The sequence below is a fragment of the Glycomyces sambucus genome (assembly GCF_900102815.1).
Taxonomy (GTDB): domain Bacteria; phylum Actinomycetota; class Actinomycetes; order Mycobacteriales; family Micromonosporaceae; genus Glycomyces; species Glycomyces sambucus.
The window spans coordinates 956,799-981,116 of sequence record NZ_FNGF01000002.1 but is presented as its reverse complement, the minus strand read 5'-3'; the positions used below and the strand labels follow the sequence as shown (position 1 = coordinate 981,116).

Annotated in this window: 18 protein-coding genes and 1 pseudogene; 4 read left to right on the top strand and 15 right to left on the bottom strand. The window is 74.1% G+C overall.

Going from position 1 to position 24,318, the window contains the following annotated elements; all coding sequences use genetic code 11:
- Positions 1 to 216: 216 nt before the first annotated feature.
- The 8 genes and pseudogenes from BLS99_RS27610 to BLS99_RS09635 form a co-directional block, all read right to left on the bottom strand.
- Positions 217 to 1,665 (bottom strand): annotated as a pseudogene (locus BLS99_RS27610) (ABC transporter transmembrane domain-containing protein); the annotation flags it as partial.
- A complete protein-coding gene (locus BLS99_RS09665) occupies positions 1,662 to 3,401 on the bottom strand; it encodes an ABC transporter ATP-binding protein (RefSeq protein ID WP_218126380.1) in 1,740 nt (579 codons plus the stop codon). The gene BLS99_RS09665 and the pseudogene BLS99_RS27610, both read right to left, overlap by 4 nt.
- Positions 3,398 to 4,612, bottom strand: a complete 1,215-nt coding sequence (locus BLS99_RS09660) for an alpha/beta hydrolase-fold protein (RefSeq protein WP_143034725.1) — start codon at positions 4,610 to 4,612, stop codon at positions 3,398 to 3,400. Before BLS99_RS09660 ends, BLS99_RS09665 begins: the two co-directional genes overlap by 4 nt.
- Positions 4,605 to 5,450: an ABC transporter ATP-binding protein gene (locus tag BLS99_RS09655; protein WP_218126379.1), complete on the bottom strand. Its 846-nt coding sequence runs from the start codon at positions 5,448 to 5,450 to the stop codon at positions 4,605 to 4,607. Before BLS99_RS09655 ends, BLS99_RS09660 begins: the two co-directional genes overlap by 8 nt.
- Entirely contained in the window at positions 5,447 to 6,538 is a 1,092-nt protein-coding gene (locus tag BLS99_RS09650) for a FecCD family ABC transporter permease (protein ID WP_218126378.1), read from the bottom strand. The genes BLS99_RS09655 and BLS99_RS09650 overlap by 4 nt, the downstream gene beginning before the upstream one ends.
- Positions 6,535 to 7,578: a FecCD family ABC transporter permease gene (locus tag BLS99_RS09645; protein WP_245712193.1), complete on the bottom strand. Its 1,044-nt coding sequence runs from the start codon at positions 7,576 to 7,578 to the stop codon at positions 6,535 to 6,537. The genes BLS99_RS09650 and BLS99_RS09645 overlap by 4 nt, the downstream gene beginning before the upstream one ends.
- Positions 7,578 to 8,558, bottom strand: a complete 981-nt coding sequence (locus tag BLS99_RS09640; RefSeq protein WP_091047547.1) for an ABC transporter substrate-binding protein — start codon at positions 8,556 to 8,558, stop codon at positions 7,578 to 7,580. Before BLS99_RS09640 ends, BLS99_RS09645 begins: the two co-directional genes overlap by 1 nt.
- A gap of 53 nt (positions 8,559 to 8,611) precedes the next feature.
- On the bottom strand, positions 8,612 to 10,495 hold the full coding sequence (locus BLS99_RS09635; protein ID WP_091047544.1) for a siderophore-interacting protein: 1,884 nt from the start codon (positions 10,493 to 10,495) through the stop codon (positions 8,612 to 8,614).
- Between the two features lie 114 nt (positions 10,496 to 10,609).
- On the opposite strand from BLS99_RS09635, the gene BLS99_RS09630 reads away from it, so the two are divergent.
- Entirely contained in the window at positions 10,610 to 12,178 is a 1,569-nt protein-coding gene (locus BLS99_RS09630; RefSeq protein ID WP_218126377.1) for an AraC family transcriptional regulator, read from the top strand.
- A 58-nt stretch (positions 12,179 to 12,236) separates the two neighbouring features.
- On the opposite strand, the gene pdxR is transcribed toward BLS99_RS09630, so the two are convergent.
- Positions 12,237 to 13,628 carry a MocR-like pyridoxine biosynthesis transcription factor PdxR gene (gene pdxR / locus BLS99_RS09625; protein WP_091047540.1) on the bottom strand — a complete coding sequence of 464 codons (1,392 nt, stop codon included), beginning with the start codon at positions 13,626 to 13,628 and terminating at the stop codon, positions 12,237 to 12,239.
- Positions 13,629 to 13,674: 46 nt separating this feature from the next.
- On the opposite strand from pdxR, the gene BLS99_RS09620 reads away from it, so the two are divergent.
- Together BLS99_RS09620 and BLS99_RS26155 are read left to right on the top strand one after the other, a co-directional pair.
- Positions 13,675 to 15,186: an MFS transporter gene (locus BLS99_RS09620; RefSeq protein ID WP_176953279.1), complete on the top strand. Its 1,512-nt coding sequence runs from the start codon at positions 13,675 to 13,677 to the stop codon at positions 15,184 to 15,186.
- 113 nt (positions 15,187 to 15,299) lie between these two features.
- A complete protein-coding gene (locus BLS99_RS26155) occupies positions 15,300 to 15,449 on the top strand; it encodes a hypothetical protein (RefSeq protein ID WP_176953278.1) in 150 nt (49 codons plus the stop codon).
- An 83-nt stretch (positions 15,450 to 15,532) separates the two neighbouring features.
- Here BLS99_RS26155 and BLS99_RS09615 read toward each other — a convergent pair whose 3' ends face one another.
- The 6 genes from BLS99_RS09615 to BLS99_RS26150 all read right to left on the bottom strand — a co-directional run bounded on the left by BLS99_RS09615 (position 15,533) and on the right by BLS99_RS26150 (position 22,361).
- Positions 15,533 to 16,321 carry an SAM-dependent methyltransferase gene (locus BLS99_RS09615; RefSeq protein ID WP_091047533.1) on the bottom strand — a complete coding sequence of 263 codons (789 nt, stop codon included), beginning with the start codon at positions 16,319 to 16,321 and terminating at the stop codon, positions 15,533 to 15,535.
- On the bottom strand, positions 16,321 to 19,593 hold the full coding sequence (locus BLS99_RS09610; protein ID WP_176953277.1) for a lantibiotic dehydratase: 3,273 nt from the start codon (positions 19,591 to 19,593) through the stop codon (positions 16,321 to 16,323). The genes BLS99_RS09615 and BLS99_RS09610 overlap by 1 nt, the downstream gene beginning before the upstream one ends.
- A 14-nt stretch (positions 19,594 to 19,607) precedes the next feature.
- On the bottom strand, positions 19,608 to 20,939 hold the full coding sequence (locus BLS99_RS09605; RefSeq protein ID WP_091047526.1) for a lanthionine synthetase C family protein: 1,332 nt from the start codon (positions 20,937 to 20,939) through the stop codon (positions 19,608 to 19,610).
- Positions 20,929 to 21,894: a hypothetical protein gene (locus tag BLS99_RS09600; RefSeq protein WP_091047522.1), complete on the bottom strand. Its 966-nt coding sequence runs from the start codon at positions 21,892 to 21,894 to the stop codon at positions 20,929 to 20,931. Before BLS99_RS09600 ends, BLS99_RS09605 begins: the two co-directional genes overlap by 11 nt.
- A gap of 41 nt (positions 21,895 to 21,935) precedes the next feature.
- Positions 21,936 to 22,124, bottom strand: a complete 189-nt coding sequence (locus tag BLS99_RS09595; protein ID WP_091047519.1) for an FDLD family class I lanthipeptide — start codon at positions 22,122 to 22,124, stop codon at positions 21,936 to 21,938.
- An 81-nt stretch (positions 22,125 to 22,205) separates the two neighbouring features.
- Positions 22,206 to 22,361, bottom strand: a complete 156-nt coding sequence (locus BLS99_RS26150) for a hypothetical protein (protein WP_176953276.1) — start codon at positions 22,359 to 22,361, stop codon at positions 22,206 to 22,208.
- 199 nt (positions 22,362 to 22,560) lie between these two features.
- Here BLS99_RS26150 and BLS99_RS09590 point away from each other — a divergent pair, with 199 nt between their 5' ends.
- Positions 22,561 to 24,315, top strand: a complete 1,755-nt coding sequence (locus tag BLS99_RS09590) for an ABC transporter ATP-binding protein (RefSeq protein ID WP_091047516.1) — start codon at positions 22,561 to 22,563, stop codon at positions 24,313 to 24,315.
- The last annotated feature ends 3 nt before the right edge of the window (positions 24,316 to 24,318 follow it).

The window sequence follows — 24,318 nt, the reverse complement described above, 5'->3', positions numbered from 1 at the left end:
GGTGCCGGACTCGACGATGCGCCCGCCGTCCATGACGAGGATCCGGTCGCAGGCCGCGGCCTGCGCGAGGCGATGCGCGATCACCAGCGCGGTCCGGCCGGCCACGACCGCCTGCGCCGCGCGGTCGAGCCGTTCGGCGTGCGCGGAGCCGGCTTCGGCGGTGGCCTCGTCGAGGATCGCCAGGTCCGGGTCGGCCAGCAGCAGACGGGAGAGCGCGAGCTGCTGCGCCTGCGCATCGGTGAGCGGGTGCCCGCCCGCGCCGAGCGCGGTGTCGAGGCCGTCCGGCAGCAGATCGAGCAGCCCGGTCGCACCGGTGGCGGCGAGCGCGGCGCGCAGGTCGCGGTCGGTGGCCCCGGGAGCGGCGAGGGTGAGGTTGTCGCGCACGGTCCCGGCGAACACGTGGACCTCCTGGGAGATCACCGCGGTCCGCTCGGGCCGCGCGACTGTCCCGGCGCTGGGCACGTGGATGCTGGCGATCACCGCGGCGAGCGTCGTCTTGCCCGCCCCGGACGCCCCGACGACCGCGACCCGCTGGCCCGCAGGGATGTCGATGCTGACGCCGTCGAGGACGAGCGGACCGTCGCCGTAGCCGAACACGACCCCGCCGAGCACAACAGTGCCGTCAGTGCCAGTGCCAGCGCCGCCGGGCGGAGCCGGAGGCACCGGCATCGTGACGACGCCGACCATGCGGTTCAGGGAGGCGAGCGCGGACTGGAGGGTGTCGACGACGAACAGCACCTGGTTCACCGGCCCGAGCAGCCGCAGCACCAGCAGCACCGCGGCGGTGGCGCCACCGACCGTGGAGGCGCCGCGGTCGACCAGGACGAAGCCCACAACGAGCACCGCGGCCAGACTCAAGCACTCGCCGAAGTTCAAGCGGCCGTTGAGCATGCTCTGCACGGTCCGCGCCCGCAGCGCCTGCACCGCGACGGCCCACGAAGCGGTCGTCACGGCGCGGTGCCGCCGCTCGCCGAGCCCGTGGCCGAGCACGGTGGCGTAGCCGCGCTGGGATTCGAGGATCTGCTGGGCACGCGCGCTCATCGCCGCGCGCTCGGCGCCGTACACCCGCGGCCCGGTCCGCAGGTACCACCGCATCGCGAGCGCGTAGACCGGCAGCACGACCGCGAACGCGGCCGCATACGGCCATTCCAGCGCCGCGAGCCCGCCCAGCGACACCACGATCGTGAACGCGGTGACGGTGAGGACCGGGATCACCGCGGGCGCGGCATCGGCCACGGCGGTCACGTCGTCGCTGGACCGCGAGACCAGGTCCCCGGTCCCGGCCCGCTCCACCTCGTGCTGCGGGAGCAGGAAGGCGCGGCCCACCAGCCGCTCGCGCAACCGGGCGAGGACGGCGTGGTAGACCCGGGTGGCGAGCACGATCGTCGCCGCGGTGCCGACCGCGCCGAGGACCGCCGCGAGCGCCAAGACAGCGGTGGCCGCCAGGACGGTGCCCAGGTCCGCAGCACCGGCCCGCACCCGGTCGATGAGGAAGCCGATCGCCAGGGGCCCGACCAGGTCGACGGCGGTGCCGACGACCCCCAGCACCCCGGCGGCGGCGAGCGGGAGCCGGTGCCCGCGGCTGAGCCGCCACAACTCCCGGGCCGTCCGGCGGCCGGACGCGACGGGCAGCCCTTGACCAACCACTGTGGAGGAGTCGGTCATGGCGCCATGGACCGTTCGCGAGCGGTCCGGACCGGCCCGTCCCCCAGGTGGTCGACCACGCGGTCGCAGGCCCCGAGCAGGACCGGCGACGAGGCGATCACCAGTGTCGAACGGCCGGAACGGAAGTCGGCCAGCCGCTCGGCGACGGCCTGCTCGGTGACCGGGTCGACCGCGGTGGTCGGGTCGTGGAGCACGAGCACCGGGGCGTCGGTCGCCAAGGCCCGGGCGAGGGCGATCCGCTGGCGCTGGCCGCCGGAGAGGCGGTTGCCGTCCTCGCCCACCGGGCTGTCGGCGTCGGCGGCGAAGTCACCGCATGCCGCTGCCTCGCAAGCGCTTTCGAACAGCTCGGGTCTGCCGCCGACGGTGACGTTGTCGCGGATGGTGCCGGTGAACAGCGTCGCCCGGTGCGGTGCGACGGTGACGCGCGAGCGGTAGTGCACAGGGGACAGTTCTCGGGCCGCCCGTCCGTCCAGACGCACTTCGATCTCGTCGTCGGCCCGAGGACTCAGCAGCGCGCCGACGATCCGGGCGGCGGTGCGGTCGCCCGCGCGCACGCCCACCAGCTCACCGGGTTCCACTCTGATGGGTGCGCCGCACCCGCTGATCTCCAGCACGCCGGGAGCCGGCGTCGAGGCGCCGTCCGCTTCCTCCGCCTCGTGCTCGCCGGATGCGCCGTTCCCGAGCGCGTCGAGGACGCGTGCGGATGCGGCGCGGGCTCCGGCGAGATTGGGGATGGAGACGTTCGCGATCGACTGGATCTGCGGCAGCAGCGCCTGGGTGAGGCCGACGGCGGCGATCAGCGCGCCGGTACTGAGCCGCCCCTGCACCGCGAACCAGCCCGCCAGGCCCGTCACCGCGGCGACGAACACGCCGCTGACCGCGCCCGAACTGACGAGGAACCGCCCCAGCAGACCCGCGTTGCGCTGCGCCCCGACGAGCGTCTCCCGGCTCGCCTCCCGGTAGCGCCTGGTCGCCTCCGCTTCGGCCCGCACGCCCTTGACCACCCGGTAGCCGGCGACCAGGTCCGCGGCGCGCCCCACGGTGGAGGCCAGCAGCCCCTGGTACTCGCGGGTGTCCCGGGAGTACCGCTCGCTGAGCATCCCCATCGCCCACACCGCCACGGGCGCGCCCACCAGCACCATCAGCCCGAGCGCCCAGTGCGCCGCCAGCAGCGAGACCGCGATGAACCCGATGGCGGCGATCCTCGCCGCGGGCATCACCAGCAGGATGCCGCCGTTGGCGAGCCGGGCCACGTCATTGGTCATCACCGACACGACCGCGCCGTCCGGCGGTCGGACCGCGCCGCCGACCGGATGCAGCACCGCGGTCGAGAGGGTGGCGCGGAGCCGGTGCTGGAGCACCTGCACCAGGTAGGCGGTCAGCCGGTTCGCGAGCTTCGCCGCCGTCGTCAGCACCAGGTACAGCGCCACCAGCACGCCGAGCCAGAACACCAGGCGGCCTTCGCTTCCGGTCGCCAGCGCCTGGTCGATCGCGAGGCCCGTCACCACCGGGACCGCCGCCTCGCCCACCTGCCACACGATCGCCAGCAGCATCGCGGGGACGGAGACCCGTGGCGCCGAGAGGATCACGCGCAGCAGGAACCGGCCCGGCGCGGTCCCTTGTTCGGCCGCGAACGGTGTGGTTTCGCCGGGTTCCGGCGGGGCGAGCAGCAGCACCGGCAGCCGCCGGGTCAGGCGCCCCCGACCCAGACCCGCCGGGTCGGGGTGAGGGGTCACAGTGGACCCCGGCCCGCGGTGTCCGCGCTTCGAGGCCCGAGCGCCGCGGGCGGGAAGCACCAGCGCAGCGCGTCGGCGAACAGCCCGCGCCACCACGCGTAGTCGTGCCCGCCCGCGAACTCCACGTAGCGCGTGTCGTAGCCCTTCCCGGTGAGCACCCCGTCCAGCCAGCGGCTGTGGGTGAGCGACGCCTCCAGCTCGCCGACGTCGTGGAAGACGCGGACCGGCGCCCGTTCGACGGCCAGGAAGTCGGCCATCAGCGTCGGCACGGGAGCGCGGCGCAGCAGGTCCCCGGTGCCCCACTTGACGTCAGGGTGGTACCCGCACGAAGGGGACTGGAGGATCGCGTTGCCGAACGCGGCCGGGTGGTGCAGGGCCGTCCAGGCCGCGCACAGCCCGCCGAAGCTCTCCCCGGCCAGCGCCGCGTCCGAGGGGTCAGGCGAGAGCGGGTACCGCTCGCGCAGCCACGGCAGCAGCTCCTCGACCAGCATCCGCGAGAACGCCGGATCGCAGAGCAGTTCCGTGTAGCGCTGCGCCCCGAGCGCATCGACGAGCACCACCGCGCACGGCCGGACGAGCCCGGCCCGGACGAGGGCGTCGCGCACGCTCGGCGCACTGTGGCCGGGCGTGCCGTCCAACTGGATCACGAAGGGCAGCAAGCCGTCCGCGGGGAGGTCCCCAGGAGGCGGTGAGACCCAGACGCGGCGCTCGTTCCCGAGCACCGCACTCGCGAACACGGCCGACTCCAGGGCCGGGGCCGGCCCCGCTTCGGCCGCGGCGAGCCACGGCAGCGGCACCGCATCGGGCAGCGCCGCCACCGACGACCCGGAGAACCGCGGCTCCGGATACTCGGCGAAGCGCGGCGCAGGATTGAACGGGTCCGCGACCTGCTCCTCTTCCCCCGTCGCGTCTCGCCGTGTGAAGACGTACGAGAAGCGCAGATCCGAGCGCATCCGCAGCGTGAGGACCTGGAACGGCGTCCCGGGCACCGCCGTGAACGCCTCCTCGACCCTGTTGCGGCCGATGCGTTCCCCGATGGCGACCGCGAGGGCGACGGTCCGGTCCGCTCCGGGCTCGTCGACGAAGGTGACGTCCACTTCGCCCGCGCCGGCCCGCGCGACGAGCGGCGCACCCGCCTCCGCGAGGTGCCGTCTGAACCGCTCCGGGCTCCACTCGCCGGAGGCCAGCCTCTCGACGGACGGGTCAGCCACGGCTTCCACTCTCCACTTCGAATCGCGGGGTCCGGTCCCGGCCCAGCGGCACCACCTGCGGGGTGCCGGCGACCGGATCGGGCACGACCAGGCAGCGCAGGCCGAAGACCTCCTCGACCAGTTCGGCCGTGACCACCTGCTCGGGGGCGCCTTCGGCGACGATCCGGCCCTCCTTCATCGCGATCAGGTGGGTGGCGTAGCGGGCGGCGTGGTTCAGGTCGTGCAGGACGGCGACCAGGGTGTGGCCGACGTGGTGCAGGTCGGTGAACAGCTCCATGAGCTCGATCTGGTGCGTGATGTCCAGGAAGGTGGTCGGCTCGTCGAGCAGCATGATGCCCGTGTGCTGCGCGAGCGCCATCGCCACCCACACGCGCTGGCGCTGCCCGCCCGACAGCTCGTCCACCGCCCGCCCGGACAGGTCGGTCACCGAGGTCTGGTGCATGGCGCGCAGCACGGCCCGCTCGTCGTCCTCGGTCCACTGGCGCATGAACCCCTGGTGCGGATAGCGGCCCCGGGCGACCAGGTCGGCGACGGTGATGCCGTCGGGGGCGACCGAGGTCTGGGGGAGCAGGCCGACCCGCTTCGCGACCTCCTTGGTCTTGAAGGAGTTGATGTCGGCGCCGTCGAGGACCACCCGCCCGGCCGACGGCTTGAGCAGCCGGGACAGGCCGCGAAGCAGGGTGGACTTGCCGCATGCGTTGGGGCCGATGATGACCGTGAACGACTTGTCGGGGATCGCGGCCGACAGGCCCTCGCTGATGACGCGCTTGTCGTAGCCGATCGTCGCCGACTCCACGCGCAGGCGCGGGCCGTCACCGGTGCTGGTCGGGGTGCTCACAGGCGTCTCCTGGCTTCGGTGAACAGCAGCCAGCCGAGGTAGCCGCCGCCGAGTACGACGGTGACGACCCCGACCGGCAGGGGGGTCGGGGCGAGGTGCTGGGCGATGTAGTCCGCGGCCAGGCACAGCAGCGCGCCGACGAAGGCGGCGGGGGCGAGGGCGATCCGCGCGGTGCGGGCGAGTCGGCGGGCGATCTGGGGCGCGACGAGGGAGATGAACACGATCGGTCCCGACGCCGCGGTGACGGTCGCGGTCAGCGCCACGCCGACCACGATCAGCCACAGGCGGGCCGGTGCGACCCGGACCCCTTGGGAGGCCGCGGCGTCGTCGCCCAGTTCCATCTGCCGCATCGGCCGGCTCAGCAGCCCTGCGAGCAGGAGCAGGACGGTGATGGCGGCGCCTCCGATCGCGACCTGGTCCCAGGAGACGCCGTTGAGCGAGCCGGCGCCCCATGCGGCGGCGGCCATCGCCTGCTCCAGGTCGGCCTTGAGGACCAGCCAGATGTTCAGCGATTCGAGCATGGCGGAGACGCCGATGCCGACGACGATCAGCCGGAACCCCTGCACCCCTTGCTTGTAGGCGAGCACGTACACGGCGAGGGCGGTGGCCATGCCGCCGAGCAGCGCGCCGCCGACGAGCTGCCAGTAGGTGCCGTTGACGACGAGGATCACGATCAGCGCGCCGGTGTAGGAGCCCTGCGTGAACCCGATGATGCCGGGGTCGGCGAGCGGGTTGCGCAGCAGCGACTGGAGCACCGCGCCGCTGGCGCCGAGCGCGGCGCCGAACACCAGTGCGGCCGCCACCCGGGGCAGGCGCCACTCGACCACGATGTCGTGGACGAGCCCGGTCTCACCGCCGGCCAGCGCGGAGAGCACCTGGTCGGGGCCGAGCCGGTAGGACCCCGTCATCAGCGCGAGGACCGCCATGCCGGCGGCCGCGAGCGCGAGCGCGGCGCAGACGAGGACCGACCGCCACTCCAGCCGCACCGCGATCCCGCGGCGCCGCACCACCAGCACGCGCCGACCGAAGTCCACGCGTTCCCCGGGCGCGGTCTGCGTCGCGCGCGCATGCGTGAAGGAGGTGCTCACAGCCCGCTCGCCTTCTTGCGCCGCACCAGGGCGAGGAGGACCGGGGCGCCGACGAAGGCGGTGACGATCCCGACGGGGATCTCGCTGGGGCGCATCACGATCCGGCCCAGGATGTCGGCGGCGAGGAGCAGACTCGGAGCGAGGAGGACGCTGTAGGCGAAGATCCACCGCTGGTCGGGGCCGACGAGCCAGCGGGCCACGTGCGGGACCATGAGCCCGACGAACCCGATCGGACCGGCGATCGCGGTCGCGCCGCCGGCCAGCAGCGTGAGCGCGGCGACCGCGAGCACGCGGGTGCGCACCAGGCGCACGCCGTGCGACTTCGCCAGGTCGTCGCCCAGGGCCATGGCGTTGAGCGGGCCCGTGACGGCGAACGCGAGGACGAGTGCGATCGCGAAGAGCGGCAGGACCGGCCAGACCACGTCGAGGGGGCGGCCGACGAGCGAGCCGGCGACCCAGGAGCGCATCGCGTCGAACGCGTCCGGGTCCGTCAGCTGCAGCCCGTCCCTGGCGCCGCCGAGGACCGCGCCGACGCACACCCCGGCCAGGACCATGACCACCGGCGACCGGCCGCGCCGGGTGGACCCGAGGGCCAGGACCAGCAGCGTGACCGCCAGCGCCCCCGCGAAGGCGAACCACATGTAGCCCGCGACGCCGGAGACCCCGAACACGCCCACGGCGACCGTCACCGCGAAGGAGGCGCCCGCGTGGACGCCGAAGATGCCGGGGTCGGCCAGGGGGTTGCGCGTCACCGCCTGGATCAGCGCCCCCGCGACGCCGAGCGCCATGCCCACGACGAGCCCGACCGCGGTCCGCGGCAGCCGGTAGTCGCGGATCGCGAACTGGTCAATGTCGGCCGCGGGGTGGACCAGGGCGTCCCAGACGACCGTCGGGGCGATCGTGGTCGACCCGATCATGACGCTCAGCACCACTAGGACCAGCAGCAGTACGAGCGCGGCGGTCAGTCCGAGCGCGCGGCGGCGCGGTCCGGACACCGCGGCGGTGTCCGGACCGTCGTGCCGCAGGGCGAGTGCTGCCACTACTCGGTCGGCAGGGTCGCCAGGGCGGCCTCGAGCGAGTCGAGGTACTGGAGGACGGACCCGTAGGAGTTGTTGCCGGGGCAGAAGAGTCCGAGCGCGTGGCCCGAGCCCACGGCCGGGAGCGCCTGCCAGGTGTTGGTCTCGACCACGGGCGCGAACGCCTCGGTCGGGTTCCCTTCCGCATCAACGGGGTAGGTGATGACGTCGTATTCGGACAGTCCGGCGATCTGCTCGAACGGCAGTGACGTCCAGCCGAGAGGGTCTTCGCCTTCTGCCGCCTGCGGGAAGTCCATGCCGAGGTCGCCTTGGGCGATCTCGACGCAGCCGAAGTCGGAGATGGAGAAGGTCCCGGCGTCGGAGCTGGCCCAGCGGTCGACGTTGACGAAGGAGGTGCCGGCGATGACCTCGGCGTAGGTCGCCTGCATCCCGGCGATCCGCTCGTCGAACGCCGCCTTCTGCTCGTCGAGCGCGTCGGACACGGCGCCGGCCTCGCCGAGGCCGTCCGCGAGGGCCTTCCATTCGACGTCGAGCCCCCAGAAGACCGTGGGGGCGATCGTCTCCAGCTGCTCTTGGAGCGGTTCGAACTCGCTGGCGGGGAACTGGGCCAGGATGAGGTCCGGTTCGAGGCTCGCGAGCTCCTCCATGTCGACCTGGTCGGCGCTGGAGGCGAGGACCGCGGCCCCCTCGTAGACCGCTTGCTGCGCTTCGGGGATGAGGGCCCGCTCGGACTCGCTCACCTCGGTGACCGCCACCGGTTCGCCGCCCATGTCGATGAACGGCAGGGTCGTGTTGCCGATGGTGACGACCCGCTGCGGGTCGACGGGCACCTCGACGGCCCCGTTGTCGGCCTGGACGGTGTGGGTCTCGACGTCGGACTCGGTCGCGTCGTCGCCGCTGCCGCACGCGGTCAGGGCGAGGACGGTGCCGAGCAGGCCCGCGGCCAGGGCCGCGGCCCGGCTTCGGTTGGGGATCAGGGACATTGGCGTCGCCTTCTTCTCGTATCGGGTTCGGGGGGTGTGCGGTGGAGCCGTGACTACGCGACGGGCGGTCGCGCGGTCGCAGGACGGGTCGGGACGAGTTCGCGGACGGTCGTGCCCCACCCGACCGTGTGCGCCTGGGCGCAGGTCAGGCCGGCGGCGGCGATCACGGCGTCGAGTTCGGCCGCGGTGCGCAGGCCGGAGCCGTGGACGGCGAGGGCGAGCAGGTCCGCCTCGCCGTCGTGTTCATCAGGGCCGTGAACATCGGGGTTTTCGGTGCCGAAGGTCTCCTCGACCAGCAGCACCCGGCCGCCGGGGGCGAGATTGGTCGCCGCGCGGCGCAGGGCGTGCGCGGCGTCGGCGTCGGGGAGCGCTTTGAGCACGCGGCTGACGAACACCGCGTCGGCCGCCGGGCTCGGCTCGAACACCGACTGCTCGACCACGGCGACGCGCGCCCGCTGGGCCGCCTCGGGGAGGGTGTCGGGGAGGTCGCGGCGCAGCCAGTCGGCCTGGGCGGGCAGCGCGCAGATCGTCACGCGCAGGTCCGGGTGGGCGGCGACGAACCCGGCGGCCTGCGCTCCCGCGCCGCCGGAGTGGATCACGAGGTGGCCGACTCCATCGAGGAGTTCGGACTTCGCGATCGGTTCGGTGAGCGCGGGCTGGAACTTCGCGAGGCGCTCCAGGTAGCGGTCCTCGTAGTCCTGCCCGGTGCGCACCTCGGCGAACGTCCGGCCCGCCACCGAGGCGTACGCGGCGCGGCCGGTGCGGATCGACTCGGTGAGCCCGTGGATGCCGAGCATCTCGCGGCCGCGCACCCCTTCCGGGTGCAGCGCGTCGGTCATGAAGTCGTTGGTCAGCACCTCGCCCACCGGGGCCAGGCGGTAGCGGCCCGGCCCGGTCTCGGCCACGACGTCGAGGGCGTGCAGGTAGCGCAGCAGCTTGCCCAGTGCCCGCGCATCGGCGCCGGTCCGGGCGGCCAGGTCGGCCGTGCCGGTGACGCCGCGCGACATCAGGTCGGGGAGCCCGAGTTCGACGGCGGTGCGGATCGCGACCGGCGCGACGATCTCGGTGAGGTCGTGCAGCCGCTCGAACGGGGTCGCCGACTTCGCCGGGTCGGGCACCGCCGCGTCGGTGTCGAGGGCGACGACCTCGCCGTGCCGCCAGTACCCGGTGAACTCGACGTCCTCCTTCGCCATGCCGCGGTCCTCGACCAGGTGGCGGCGGAGGTCCCGCACGGCGGTGTGCTCCCCGGCGACCCAGGCGAACGGCCGGCCGTCCCACCAGGCGCAGTCCCGGACCGCGTCCACCAGACCCCTTTCGCCGCGCACCAGCCAGGTCACCTCCACGCCGGGGAGATCGCGCAACTCCAGCCGCTGGTCTTCGGCGGCGACCTCGATGAACACCTGCGCCCGCGCGTCGCCCGGCAGCTCGTCGAGCAGCCGCGCGATCGCGGGGACCGCGGTGTCGTCCCCGGCGACGACGAGCCAGTCCGCGGCCTCCGGCAGCGAGCGCGACGCCGACGGGCCGTAGAGGTGGATCCGGTCGCCCGGCCGCACCCGGTAGGCCCAGGTGGTGCCGATCCCGATGCCGTGCTTGACGAAGTCCACGTCCAGTTCACCGGCCGCGGCGTCCCAGCGCCGGACGGTGTACGCCCGCGTCAGGGGGCGGGGGTCCCGGGGCAGGTCCACGCCCGTCGCCCGCTGCACAGGCAGCACCGGTTCGGTCCGCCCGGGGTAGGGGAAGACCAGCCGGACGTCGTCGTCGAAGCCGAGCGAGTCGAACGCGGGCCGCGGGTGGCCGCCGGCCGAGGTGAACGCGCGAAGCTGGTCGCCGCCCAGCGTGATCCGCCGCATCCCCGGTGTCAGGTCCCGCACCCGGACGACCTCGGCCTCGCGCAGGGTCAGCGCGTGCACGGTGAGTCGGCGTGAGGTCTTCGGCATGATGAGGGCTCTCCGGTCGCATCGGGGCTGGCAGGGCCGCGCGCCGTCGTCGGCGGCGAACCACAGCTAAGGTTAGGCAATCCTAAACTTGATTGGCGTGCGCAGACTGCCGTATTGTTTAGGACCGTGACCTCCCCGCCGCTGCCCGCCGACGCGAGCGATCCGCCGCCCATCCCGGCGGCGCGGGCCGACTCGACCGGGCACCCCCGCCGCGCGCTGCTCATCTGGGTCCGCGTCGGCATGGCCCACATACACATCGACGGCGCCGCGAGGTTCCACCTCGCCGCCGGGCAGGGCGTGCTGATCCCCGCCGACGGATGGGACCACCGCGCGGTCCTCACCGAGCCCGGCACCGTCGCCTTCCCCCTGTGGCTCCACCCCGACGACGGCTCGCTCCCGGAACCGACGCGCTTCGACGTGCCCGCCGAACGGCAGGACTGGCTGATCCAGCACTACAACCTCCAGGTCACCCCCTTGAGCGGCGGCGCCCGCTTCCAGGACGCGATCACCGGCCTCCTCCGCCGCCCCAGCGGCGGCGAGTCCCCGCTCGCCCTGCCGGAGATGCCCCGGGCCACCGGTGCCAGGGCGGTGGCCGAGCAGCTGATCCGCAATCCCGCGCTCGACCTCACCGTCGCGCAGTGGGCCACCAGGGCGCTCTCGAGCCCGCGGACGCTCCGCCGCGACTTCCTCGCCGACACCGGACTCACCTTCGAGCAGTGGCGGTTGCGCAACCGCCTGATCGCGGCCGTCGAATTCCTCGCCGCGGGCTTCGACGTCGGCCAGGTCGCCGCGCGGGTCGGCTTCGCCAGCCGCAACGGCTTCACCCGCGCGTTCAAGGAGCGCTATGGGCCGACCCCGCACGAGTTCAAGCGGCGGCTCGCCGCCGGCTCCGGCAGCATCGACCTGACGCAGCGCGCCGCGCTGGCGCGCCGCACCGGCGACCTCGTGCGGATCGTGCAGGGCCACGGCGCGTCCGCCGCGCCCGATCCGCTGCCCGCCGCCCGCACGCCCCCGCACGTCAACGACCGGCACGTGCTGACCTGGATGTACCGCGGCAGCGGCTACGTCGACCTCGGCGGGACCCGCTACGAGCGGCCCTGCGGCGTCGCGACCTGGATCCCCGCGGACGCGGAGCACGTCACCGGCCTCCGCGAGAACTCCATCTCACTCCCGCTGGGGGAGGCCGACACCGGCGACCTGCGCCTGACCGAGCCGCTCCAGGTGCGGTTCTCGCCCGCCTGGACCGACTACCTGATGTCCTGCTCGGTCAGCGCCCGGTCCGGACTCCAACCCGACGACTACGACCCCCGCCACCTCCTCGGCCTGTTCGCCGAGCAGGTCGCCGCCCAGCGGGCGCTGTCGGTGACCATGCCCGCCGACCGGGACGCGCGCAAGGCGGCGATGGACTACCTGCGCCGCATCGGCACGAGCGGCGAACCGGCCGATCAGGACGTCTCCGCGGCCGTCCACCGGGCGTTCCGCGAGCAGACCGGCATGACGTTCGCCCGCTGGCGCTACGCCGCCCGCATGCGCATCGCCCGCGACCTGCTCGACGGCGGCGCCAGACCCGGCGCCGTCGCGCGCCGCGTCGGCTACACCCACCTGCCCACGTTCAGTGCCGCCTTCACCCGCTTCCACGGCCTGTCGGCGCGCGAGTACCGCGAACGCGAAGGCCGCCACTAGAAGGCCGTCGACGCCGCTGGCCCCGAGACGATTCGCGTTGCGCGCCAACGCGTGTTCGTCACGCGCGCTGCGTCCTGGCGGCCGTCGCTATCGCCGCACGCAGGCGGTCGGGGCTGAGCCCGGCGAACCCCAGGACCAGTCCCGGGAACCCGGGCTCCCGGTGGCGGTACGCCGACAGCGGCGCGACGCGCACCCCGGCGGCGGCGAGCCGCCGCGCGGTCTCGGTGTCGGGGCCCGAAGGGAGGCGGACGACCACGTGGAGTCCTGCGTCGGTGCCGATCGGCTCCCATTCGGGCAGGTGCTCGGCCAAAGCCTCGACCAGTGCGTCGCGACGGCGCCGGTAGTGCGCCCGGGTGCGGCGGAGGTGACGGTCGTACGCACCCCCGGCGAGCAGGTTCGCGAACGTCGACTGCTCCAGCGCGGAGCAGCCGCGGCTGGTCAGGGACGCCCGGCGCACGCAGGCGTCGCGCAGCGGCGGCGGCGCGGCCATCCAGCCGAGCCGGACGGCCGGGGCGAGGGTCTTGCTCAGGGTCCCGAGGTACACGGTGCGTTCGGGCGCCATGCCCTGGAGCGCGCCGAGCGCGACCCGCCCGTAGCGGTACTCGGAGTCGTAGTCGTCCTCGATGATCGTGCCCTCGCACCGCCGCGCCCAGGAGACGAGGGCGCGGCGGCGCCGCGCGCTCATCGTGACCCCGAGCGGGTACTGGTGGGACGCGGTCACGACCACGGTGCGGCAGCCGGTCGCGGCGAGCGCGTCGGTGCGCAGGCCCTCGTCGTCCACCGGGACCGGGACCGCTTCGAGCCCGTGCGAGCGGATCGCCTCGATCAGGTCCGGCCCGCTCGGGTCCTCCACGGCGACGCGGTCCCCGGTTTCGAGGCCGCCGAGGACCAGCGCGAGGGCCGCGAACGTCCCGTGCGTGATCACGAGGTCGTCCGCGCCCGCATGGGTCGATCGGACCCTCCCGAGGTAGGCCGCGAGCTCGGTGCGCAGGCCGCGCAGCCCGGCCGGGTCGGGGTAGCCGAGCTCGTGGTCGCCGAGACCGGCGAGCGCCGCGCGCATGGCCGACAGCCAGGCGCTGCGCGGGAACGCCCCGAGCGAGGGCAGGCCGGGCCCGAGATCGTAAGGCCACAAGGGACGGTCGCTGGATGCCGCGGGCGCGGGTCCGGCGCCCGCCTCGCCGAGCAGGGCCACCCGCGTGCCCGAGCCCCGCTTCGCGTGCAGGTACCCCTCCGCCGTGAGCTGCTCGTACACCGCGGTCACGGTGCCGCGCGAGAGGCCGAGCTGGGCCGCGAGGTCGCGCGAAGACGGCAGACGAGTCCCCTGGTGGAGGGTGCGGGTGCGCACCGCCTCGCGCAGGGCGTGCTCCAGGCCGCTGCGGCGGCGCCCCGGGGCCGATCGGTTCGCGTCGGCGACGAGCAGTTCCCTGAAAGTGGTCCAGTCTTCGGCCATGGCAGTGGACCTTAACATTGGTCCGCTCGGAGATCACGCTTCGAGGATGAGAACCGTTCGACCTCCAGAGGACCCCCGCACCGGCACGCGGCAGTGGGCGGTCCTCGCCGTGCTCCTGCTCGCCACGTTCGCGATCGGCGCGAACGTCACCTTCGTATCCATCGCCCTGCCCGCGACCGCCCGCGACCTCGGCGCCGACCTCGCCGACGCGCTGTGGCTCATCAACGGCTACACCGTGGTGCTCACCGTGCTCACGCCCGCGTCCGGGCGCCTCGCCGACCGGATCGGCCCGCGGCCCCTCCTCCTCGGCGGCGCGGTCCTGTTCGCCCTCGCCGCGGTCGCGGCGGCCCTCGCCCCGAACGCCGCGACCCTCATCGCCGCCAGGGCGGTCCAGGGCGCGGGCGCCGCCGCCGTCACCCCGCAGGCCCTGACCATGGTGGTCCACGTCTTCCCGCCCCACCGGCGCGGCACCGTCCTCGGGATCTGGGGCGTGGTCGCCGGCCTCGCGGTGGCCGCCGGGCCCGCGGTCGGCGGGCTCCTGGTCGACACGGTCGGCTGGCGCGGCGCGTTCGCCGCGGGGGTCGTGCCGATCGGCGCCGCGCTGGCGTTCGCCCGGATGCTGCCGAACCCGCGGACGGCCGGGCCGTCCCGCTTCGACCTCAAGGGCGCGATCGTGCTCGGCACGGCGCTGCTGTTCCTCGTCGCGGGCCTGCTCGAATGGCAGCGCCTGTGGTGGGCGATCGGCGCGGGCGCGGCGGGCCTGGCCTGGTTCGCCGCGATGCAGCGTAAGCGGGGTGACGCGGCGCTCGTCCCGCCCGCGCTGGCCCGCGCGGGCGCCTTCCTCCTCATGGGCGCGGTGGGCGCCGTCCTGGTGAGCGCGGTCGCGGCCATGACGTTCGTGACCGCGGTGCACCTCCAGGTCGTCGCCCGCCTCGACGTGCTGACCGCCGGGATGGTCGTGGCGGTCCCGCCGGTCGCGTCACTGGCCTTCGCACCGTGGTCGGGCCGCCTGACCGACCGCTACGGCGGCCGCGCCCCGCTGCTGACCGGCCTGTGGCTCATGGCGGGCGGGCTCGCGCTGCTGCCCGCGGCCGCGGGGCCCGACCGCGGATGGGCGGCGCTGCTCCCGGGCCTGGTGCTGTTCGGCGTCGGCATGGGCGTGGCCTTCGCCCCGCCGGCCGCACTCGCCATGGCGCACATCCGCCCCGACATGACCGGCGCCGCCTCCGGCGCGCTCAACACCGTGCGCATGCTCGGCGGGGCCCTCGGCGGCGCCGCGGTCGGCGCCCTCCTCCAAGCGGTGCTCATGCTGCGCCTCGACGCCGACGACTACGACACCGCCGCCCGCCTCGGCCCCCTCGACCCCGCACTCGCCGCGGAGTTCACCACCGCCGTGCGGGCCGCCTACCTGCTGCCCGCCCTCGCCCTGGCCGCGGTCGCGCTGGTCTGCCACCGCCGACTCCCGCGCGGAACACGCCGGGACGCCGGGGGAGCGGCCCGCACCGACGCGACTGAGGGCCCCGCGGTGCGCGAGCCGGTCGCGGCGACCAAGGCATGACGATCGAGGTAAGAACGGCGTCCCGCCGGAGTGAAGCGAATGCGAAGCAGTGTTGAAGCGGCCCTTCGATTGGCTGGTCCGGTATCCCTTCAACGAACCGATAGGAGCCGACAATGACCACCAAGGTGATGGGACGACTGCTCGCGGCCGCGGCCACCTGCGCGCTCGCGCTCGGCGGCATCGCGCTCGCCGCGACCCCCGCCCAGGCGGAGGTCGCGTCCGGTGGGTACAGCGTCAACGACAACGACTGCTGCAACCACTGATAGGACCGGGCTCCGCCGTCCCCCCGGGTCGGCGGAGCCCGCCCTCCTGCCTCGAAGCGGCCCTCGTCCCGCGCCGGGTCTGCTCACGCAGGCGGCTTGCGGGCCACGACCCGCGGCAGGCCGATGGTCCGCCCCCGGTCGATCCCGAACCGTCGGACCCAGCCCTCGCAGAATCCCCGCCACTGCGGCTCTGCCGCCTGCGCTCCCAGTTCATGCCAGCGCATGCAGTGCTTCCATCCGTCGGGGAGCAGGTCGGCGTGCTCCACGTCGAGCTGCCCGGAGCGGCCGAGGTGCGCGCGCCACCACTCGGGGCTGTGGAACGCGTGGAAGTCCGGCTCCCAGGCGTCGGCGAGATGCTCGGGGACGACGCCGTCGATCTCCTCGGCCAGGCCCAATGTCACGAACGCGAGCACCCCGCCGGGCGCCAGGAACTGCTGGAGATAGCCCGCGTACAGCTCGTCGGTCCCGAAGTAGTGGTAGGCGTCGATGCTGACGACGGCGTCGAAGTACCCCCGCGCGAACCTGAGGTCGTGCGCCTCGGCCTGGAGCGGCATGACCTGCGACTGCACTCCGGCCTCCACGATGACCGGCCAGTTCAGGTGCGGCGGCATCCGCTGGTCGACGGCCACGACGTCGACCCCGTACTCCTTCGCGAGGAAGATCGCGCTCGTCGCCCAGCCGCATCCCAGGTCCAGCACCCGCATCCCCGGCGACAGGTCGAGCAGGCCCGACAGCGACTCGGTCAGCCACAGCGGGTTCGGCCCCAGGGCGTAGCGACCCTGCCACACCGGGTCGTACGCGGCGGAGCGGGGGAACTGCGGATGGATCAGCTTCTCGGCGACCAGCTCCGGGTCGGCGTCTTCGGCGAGCATCAGTCTCTCTTCCCTGTGGGCGGTGCGGTTCGGAAGGGTTCGCGAACGGCGGCGGCCCGGTTCCCGATCGCCCGCGCGGTCAGACTCCACAGGTCGCGGCATGCGCGTTCGTCGTCGTGGTCGATACCGAGCAGCCGGTTCGCCTGCATGTGCAGCAGGCTCTCCAGCAGTTCGCCCTCGGTGCCGTGGAGGCGCCCGCCGCCCGCCAGTTTGCGCACCAGGCCGCCCGCCTCCGCGAGCGCGCCGTGCTGCGCGGCGAAGACCGGTTCGAGCATCGCCGCGTGCCGCTGCGCGGACGGGTCCGGAGCGGGTCCGCCCGGCTCGAGCAGCTCCCACAGCAGCGGTCGGGCGGCCCGGAACCGCCGCCGGACCTCGTCCGAAGCGGCGCCGCTCCACCTGGCCCCGGCGTGCGCGAGCGGGTCCGCACCCCAGCTGCGGCACAGTGCGTGGAAGGCCGCGACGCAGGCGAAGTCGCGTTCGAGGTCCGATGCCTGCAACGCCGCGAGCAGTCGGAGCGCGGCCTCGCTGTTCGCGTGGAAGGCGCGCTCGACCGCCGTGAACGCGTCGGCGCCGCCGTACCGCTCCAGCTCGCGGTCGTAGGCGGCGAAGCCGAAGTCCGACGCCCACCCGGCGGTGACCAGCGCTGCGGCCCACGCGGCGCACCGGGACGGCACCGCGGGTGCCGCGGGTGCCGCGGCGGCGTCGGCGGCGTGGAACCGCAGTCGCAGATGCGGTTGCGGGTCGGCGTACCTGACGAAGAACCAGCCGTCGACGAGGCCCTCCTCCCGCAGATCCGCCAGCAGGGACCGGAGCGGACCGGTGAGGACGTCCTCCTGCTGTGTGGCCGCGGTGTACAGCTTGAGGAAGGTCCACTCGCCGCCCGGCAGGCAGCGGCGCGAGACCGCCGCGGCGACCGGCTCGGCCGCGCCACCGGGCACGGCCGGGGCGGCCGGCACGGGCGCGTGATCGGTCTGGACCGACGCCGGCATGACCGGGACGACCACTTCCGCCTGGTAGCGGCGGCCCCTTTCGTCGCGCAGCCACATCTGCTCGAAGTCGGGCAGCATCTCGTACAAGCGCACCGGCGCGGGCCGGGACTTCCGGCCGGCGCGGCGGACCTCGCGCAGCAGCGCGTCCGCGCACAGCGGTCGCTCCAGGTCCAGCAGCAGCCGGTTGTCGGCCTCGGTCAGCGAGACGTACCGCGGTACCCCCCACTCGGTCCGCCAGCGCTGCAACGCCTCGAAGCCGTCGTCGGCGTCCCTCGCGGCCGCTCCGCCGATCGCGTCGGGCCCGAGGGTCCAGTACGCCGGGCTCAGTACGATGTTCCCGCGCGTGAGGCGGGGCAGGAAGGGCGCCTCGCTCATCGGTCCCCAGTGGAACATCGACGGGACCGCGAACATGTCCTCCGACAGCTCCAGCAGCGCCCGGGCGACGTTCGGCCCCTGCGACGCGGTCACGGCGTGCGACCTGGTCACCGCCAGGCGCCCGCCGGTGCGGCGCGACCGCAGGTAGAACATGTGGCCGGTGGCGCCCACGAGGATGTCCGACAGCGGGATCCGCCGGTCGGGGGGCAGCGCCGGCTCGGCGTTGACGCAGACCTCCCACTCCCTGATCGGCGGCCTGCCCATGAGGTTGCCGAGGCGGGCCCGCCAGGGCGCGCTGTTCAGCTCCGCGAACGTGACGTCGGGATGCAGGGCCTCCTCGGCCCGCGCGAATGCGCGCACCGCCGCCAGGGCGTCCTCATCGAGCAGGTCGGCGAACCGCCCGAAGCTCTGGAGTCCTTGGAACGCGCTGGGGGCCAGAACGAGTCGCCAGTCGCCGCGGTCGATCGCCTCGCCCGACGCCGCCGCGATCCTGGCGTACAGGTCGAGCGAGGGCAGCCGTCCGGCGGGCGAGGAATCGGCCGGCCAGACGGTCAGCGCCGCGAGGTCCGCGTCGGAGAGGTCGATCTCGCGGTCGCCGCGGTGCACGGCCCCGGTGACCAGGTCGACGAGGGCCCTGTCGCGCCGGTCGTGCCGTGTCGGCGGGCGCGCGGGCAGGGGGACGGCGCGGGGCGGACCGAGGTACCCGTTGGGCGGGCCGATGCCGCGTTCCGGACTCAGTGCTTCGAGGAGCGGGATCTCCGCGTTCGAGCCGTACCGCTCCAGGAACGCGTGGTGGTAATCGACGAGGTGCGGCTGCCGCGGGCTCACGCAGTTGAGCCGCATGACCAGTTCGGCGGCCTCTGCGGCCGTGGCCGCGACGCGCTCGGACAGGCCGGTCGCGGTCAGTGCGAGCGCGGTGTCGGTCTGGTACGTCGACCTGCCCTTGTAGGTCGACGTCCGGCGCTGGTGCGCGGCGTAGCGGTCGAGCAGGTCCGGTCCGGCGGCCCCGCGGGCCGCGTCGACGGCGTCGGCGAGTTCGCGCGAGCGGCGCAGGTCCGCCGCGACCGGCGCGTGCCCGGCCGCGCCTGCGAGGCGCTCGGCCAGATCGGCCTCCGGCAGGGGCGAGCGCATCGGTGCGCTCACGTCGGCGATGAGCAGTCGCCGCTCCCACAACTGCGCCAGCAGCCCGCGGACCCGTTCCCGACCGACCCGTGGGAAACGGCGCTCCATCTCGGACAGCAGCGCCGCGAAGCCGATGCCGTCCCGGGCCAGGTTCAGTACCGCCTCGACCGGCGGCGTCACGTGCACGGTGACCCGTGTCGCGCTGCCCGGTTCGCCGGCCACGAGCACCGCGAGCCCGCCCACCCGGTACGTCAGGTCGTTCGCGCGCACCGGCAGGTCCGCGAACCGCGACGGGTCGCGCTCGAGCTCGGCCGCGATCTCGGCCACGATCTCGGCGAGCCACGCGGAATCGGCGCGCGTCCTGGTCCGCAGCACCGGGTCGGCGCGCAGCGCGAGCGTGGTGGCGGGCCCGAACCGGGCCATGCCCACCGCGCCGAAGAGCCCCAGCGGTGTCGGCCGGGTCGACATCCGCGTCGCGTAGCGCAGCAGGGTCGCGAAGATCCGGTCGCCCGACGCGCCGGTCGGCGCCCGCCCGTCCAGGGACCGCAACTGCTCGGTCAGGCCCGCGCTCGCGATGTGCAGGGCGTGCGCGACCCGCGGCCGCGATGCCAGCTCCCAGAGCCGTTCGCGCCCGGTGTCCCGAAGCCGCTCGGGGGAGTCGCCCCGGTCGGCGCCGGTGAACCACAGGAACTCCTCGACGGGCAGGACCGGGGCCCGCAGCATGAGGAACGCCCCGGCGGTGTACGCCGCGCGGGCGCCTGCCCCGGTCTCCGCTGAAGTCGCCATCGCGTTCTCCTGTCCTAGTCGACGAGCAGGGCCCGGTGCCATCGCCGGTCGGTGTCTCCGACAACCGTCCACAGTGCCAATGCGACGCCCGCCGATCCTTCGAGCACGCTCGGGGTGTCCAGGCCGGTTTCCCGCGCGTTGGTGTGGATCTGCTGCACCACCAGCGGCAGCTCCGGGTCGCATCCGTCGAGCACGCGCTCGGTCAGGTCGGCGAGGTGCGCGACGATCGCCGCGTCGCCGTGCGCGGCGAACTTCTGGGCGATCGTCAGCACGCCCGCCGCCCCGTGGCACAAGGTGGCCGTATCCATGCGGCGGTCGCCGCGGAGCGACCGGCACAGGTCGGACCGCAGCCCGTCGGCGGCGACCGACCGAAGCCGGTCGTCGTCGAGCGCGATCGCGGCGTCCAGCAGCGCGGAGCAGATCCCCGGAGCGCCGTAGCACCAGGCGAGGCGCCCGACCGGGCCGGCGGTCGGCAGCGGCGCGCCGACCGCGTCCAGCGGCAGGATCCGCGGCCAGTTGCGGCCCCACTCGTCGGTCACGCTCCACGCCACCATCTGGTCGGCGGTGTGCCGCAGGGCCTCGAAGAGCCCGGGCCGCCGGTAGCCGGCCCTCCAGGCGCGGCTCAGGGCCGCGAGGGGCCCTGCGATGCCGTGGGCGAGGCCGAGATCGAGGTAGCCGTCCGGATAGCGCGCGGCGTCCTCGGGGTATTCGAGGAACCGCGGCGCCACGTACCTGCGGTCGTTCCCGTTCCGGGCGGTGACGGGAGCGAACCTCCAGGCGAGGTCGTCGATAAGCCGTTCGGCGGCCGACCGCAGCGCCGCGTCCGGGTCGGGAACGGACGCGAGGTAGCCGAGGACCCCGGCGCCGCCCTGGATCAGGTCGTACCGCAGCGGGTCGGCGCCGTCGGGTTCGCGGAGCCGGGGGAGCCCGTGGACCTGCTCGGCCAGCGTCGCGTGCGCCGACGCCAGCGCGCGGGCGTAGCCCGGTTCGTGCGCGGCGCATTCGGACAGCGCCAGCGCCAGGCCGGCGGTGCCGTAGCCGAAGCTCGCGTCGGTCAGCGGCGTCTCGCGGGTGTGGCGGGCCACCGAGCGCAGTGCTTCCTTCGCGGCCGCCCGCCACCGCCGGGCCGAGCCGCGGTCGGCGCGGGCGGCGTACTCGAAGCACAGCGCCTGTCCGGCGTGGCCTCCGAGCAGGGAGGGGCCGCCCCAGCCGAAGGGGTTGGCGGCCCGTTCGACCGAGGCGCGGACCGCCTGCTCGACGCGGTCGGTGTCGGCCAGGCGCTCCGCGATGAGCGCCGCCGCGGCCCGGGCGCGATCGGCCAGGGGCCCGGGGATGTCACCGCTCATAGCCGAACACCTTCAGCAGATGACCGAACCGCTGCGCGAACAGCGCCTCGTGCTCGGCGGTGAAGACCTCGCGCCAGCGCCCGATCCGCCCCTTGTGGAAGCTGAAGGACCCGGGGTCGAACAGCGTGTCGACGAGGTGCTCGGGGTCGAGACCGGAGTCCACGTGCGCGACGACGCGGCGCGTCGCCTCCACCTGGGCGTCCCGGCTGCCGCCGCCCCGCGGGCCGACCAGGTCCTCGAACGCCACGGTGCAGACCTCGGGGTGGTGCAGCAGGCTGATCGCCGCCTCGTAGTCGGCGAGCAGCGGCATGGCGGGGTCGTGCAGCGCGTAGGTGATCCGGTCGGCGGTCTCGGGGATGCTCTGCAGGATCGGGCCGAACACCGCCGACTCGGGGAACCTGCGGAACTTCAGGCCGCCCTCGCCGGCGAAGAAGTCGACCATCGAGACCAGTGCGTCGCGCGGGTCGCGGATGTTCAGGACGATCCGCGGCTCGCCTTCGACGGTCCACTCGTGGAGGAACCGCTGGTCCATCTTCCAGATGTCCACCGAATGGAAGATCCAGCACAACCGCGGCGGCGTCTGGTTGAACGGACGCGTCCACGCCAGCGGTGACATCTCCATGGTGAAATCGGCGTCCGGCATGAGCAGGTCGAGGTTCGACAGGTTCCGAGCGGCGAGCCTGACCTGCCAGACCCAGCCGAGCTGCACCAGCAGCCGGTCGGTCCGGCGGACGAACTCGTCGGTGTCGCTTCTGACGTCGACGTCCGCGAACTCGGCGGGAGCCGCGAACCGCTCCGCCAGCTCCACGCGCTCGCGGAGGCTGAACGCCGCGCGGCCGGCCTCCGGCGGGACGGGTTCGCCGTAGATGCCGTACCCGAGCCGCACCATGAGCTGCTGCAGCAGGTGGGTTCCGGACTTTCGCGGCGAGATGGCGAGTACGCGTTCGGCGCTCATGTGGCGGTGCTCCTCGGCACGAGTGGACCCTCAGCCGAAGCTCAGCAGCACCTGTCGGGGTTCGACGTGTGGGTGCAGCACTTCGAGCAGGTGTACCAGGAGCAGGAGAAGCCGGCCTCCGGCAGCGCCGCGTCCTTGGCGACGGCGATGCGGATGTCGAGGTCGAAGCCGTCGTCGTCGAGTTCGGCGGTCGTGGGATGGGTCGTGCACGGGGTTTCCATCATCGTCATGGTCGGACTCCGATCGAAGTGTGGATTGATGACGTCCGCCAGTCAACGGCCGCGGCGCTTCACCGCGGCTTCACATCTGCTTCACACTCCGGGACGAATCGACCGAACGGCTCGGGTGTCGGCCTCCTCGAAGCGGTCGCCGAGTTCGCCGGAGATCCGCTTCGCGCGGGCGCAGCAGTCGAAGGCCGCGGACTCCGGTCCGGGGCGGGAGTGGAGGTGGCCGAGGCTGCCGGACATCGCGGAACGTGAGGGCACGCCGAGGGCGAACTGGACCGAAGGCCGCCGCCGCGGGGCGTGAAGCGGCTCTGACGCCGTTCTGAAGCCGTCGGCCGCTTGAATCGGTCGGCTCCTTCGCTCGCCGTCTGAAAGGGTCCGCGATGACCGCAGCAGCCCGCCTCCCCGTGCCCCCGGTCCGCAGCGGCCGCGGGCCGCGCGCATGAGCCCGGCCCCGGAGCCCGATCCGGCGCCCAGGGCCGGGATCGCGGCGCTGCTGCCGCACGTCCGCCCGTACCGGCGCCCACTGGCAGTGGTCGCGGTGCTCTCACTCGCCGGGGCGGCGATGTCGCTGGCGCAGCCGCTCGTCGCCCGCGGCCTCCTCGACGGCCTGGGCCGGTCGGGACCGGTCTGGCCCCAAGTGGCGCTCCTCGCCGCACTGGCCGTGGGCACCGCGGCCCTGTCCGGCCTCCAGCAGTTCCTGCTCACCCGCACCGCCGACCGCCTGGTGCTGGGCACCCGCCGCCGCCTGGTCGACCACATGCTGCGGCTGCCGGTCGCGGAGTTCGACCGGCGCCGCACCGGCGACCTGATCTCGCGGGTCGGCGCGGACACCGCGCTCTTCCAGTCGGTGTTCACCGGCGGCCTGATCGAATCCGTGTCCGGGGCGCTGGTCGTCTGCGGTGCGATGGCGATGATGGTGCTCCTGGACCCGCTGATGTCCGCCATCACGCTGGCCGGCGCCGCCGGCATGTCGTCCGGGGTCCTCCTGATGCGGCGCCTGCGCAAGGAGGCGGAAGCGGTGCAGGACGCGCTCGGCACCATGACCGCTGACGTCGAGCGCGCGCTGTCGGCGCTGCGGACCATCCGGGCCTCGTGCGCCGAGGACCGCGAGTCCGCCGGCGTCGCCGCCGGCGCCAGGCGGGCGTACGAGGCGCGACTGCGGCTGAACCGCCTCCAGTCCTCCCTCGGCCCGCTGGTCGGCGTGGCGTCGCAGGGGGCGTTCCTGCTCGTGCTCGCCGTCGGGGCGACCCGTGTCGCGAACGGCGCGATGACCCTCGGCGACCTGGTGGCCTTCGTCCTGTTCCTGCTGATGCTGACGATGCCGATCAACCAGGCGATCAGCGCCGTCGCCCAGCTCCAGACCGGCCTGGCCGCGTTCGGGCGCATTGAGGAGGTCCTGCGGCTGCCGGCCGAGCGCTCCGCACCGGAGGGGCCGACCGGTGCCATGCCCGACCGGGCGGCGATCCGGTTCGAGCGGGTCTCGTTCTCCTACGACCGGCGGCCGGTGCTCAGCGACGTCAGCTTCGCCGTCCCGGCGGGCGGCCTCACTGCGGTCATCGGCCCGTCCGGGGCGGGGAAGTCGACGGTGCTCGCGCTCATCGAGCGCTTCTACGAACCGGATTCGGGGACCATCCGCATCGACGGCGTCCCGGTGGACCGGATGACGACCGGGCGGCTGCGCGGGCGGCTCGGCTACGTCGAGCAGAGCGCTCCGGTACTGGCGGGCACCATCCGGGAGAACCTGCTGCTGGCGGCCCCGCACGCGGGCGGTCTGCGGCTGGCGTCGGTGCTGGAGCGGGTGGGCCTCGCCGAAGTCGTCGCACGGGCGCCGCAGGGCCTCGACACCCCGGTGGGGGACAACGGGGTCAGGCTCTCCGGCGGCGAGCGGCAGCGGCTCGCCATCGCCCGCGCCCTGCTGACCGACGCGCCGATCATGCTGATGGACGAGCCGACGAGCAACCTCGACGCCCGCAACGAGGCCGCGCTCCGCGACGCGATCGCCGAGGTCGCGCGCGACCGGACCGTGCTCGTGGTGGCGCACCGGCTGTCGACGGTCGTCGACGCCGACCGGATCGTGCTGCTCGACCGGGGCCGGGTCGCCGCGGCCGGGCACCACCACGAACTGGTCGCCTCCAGCCCGCTCTACCGCGAGATGCTGCGCCGTCAGCTCCTGCTGCCCAGCGGCGTCGGCTGAGTC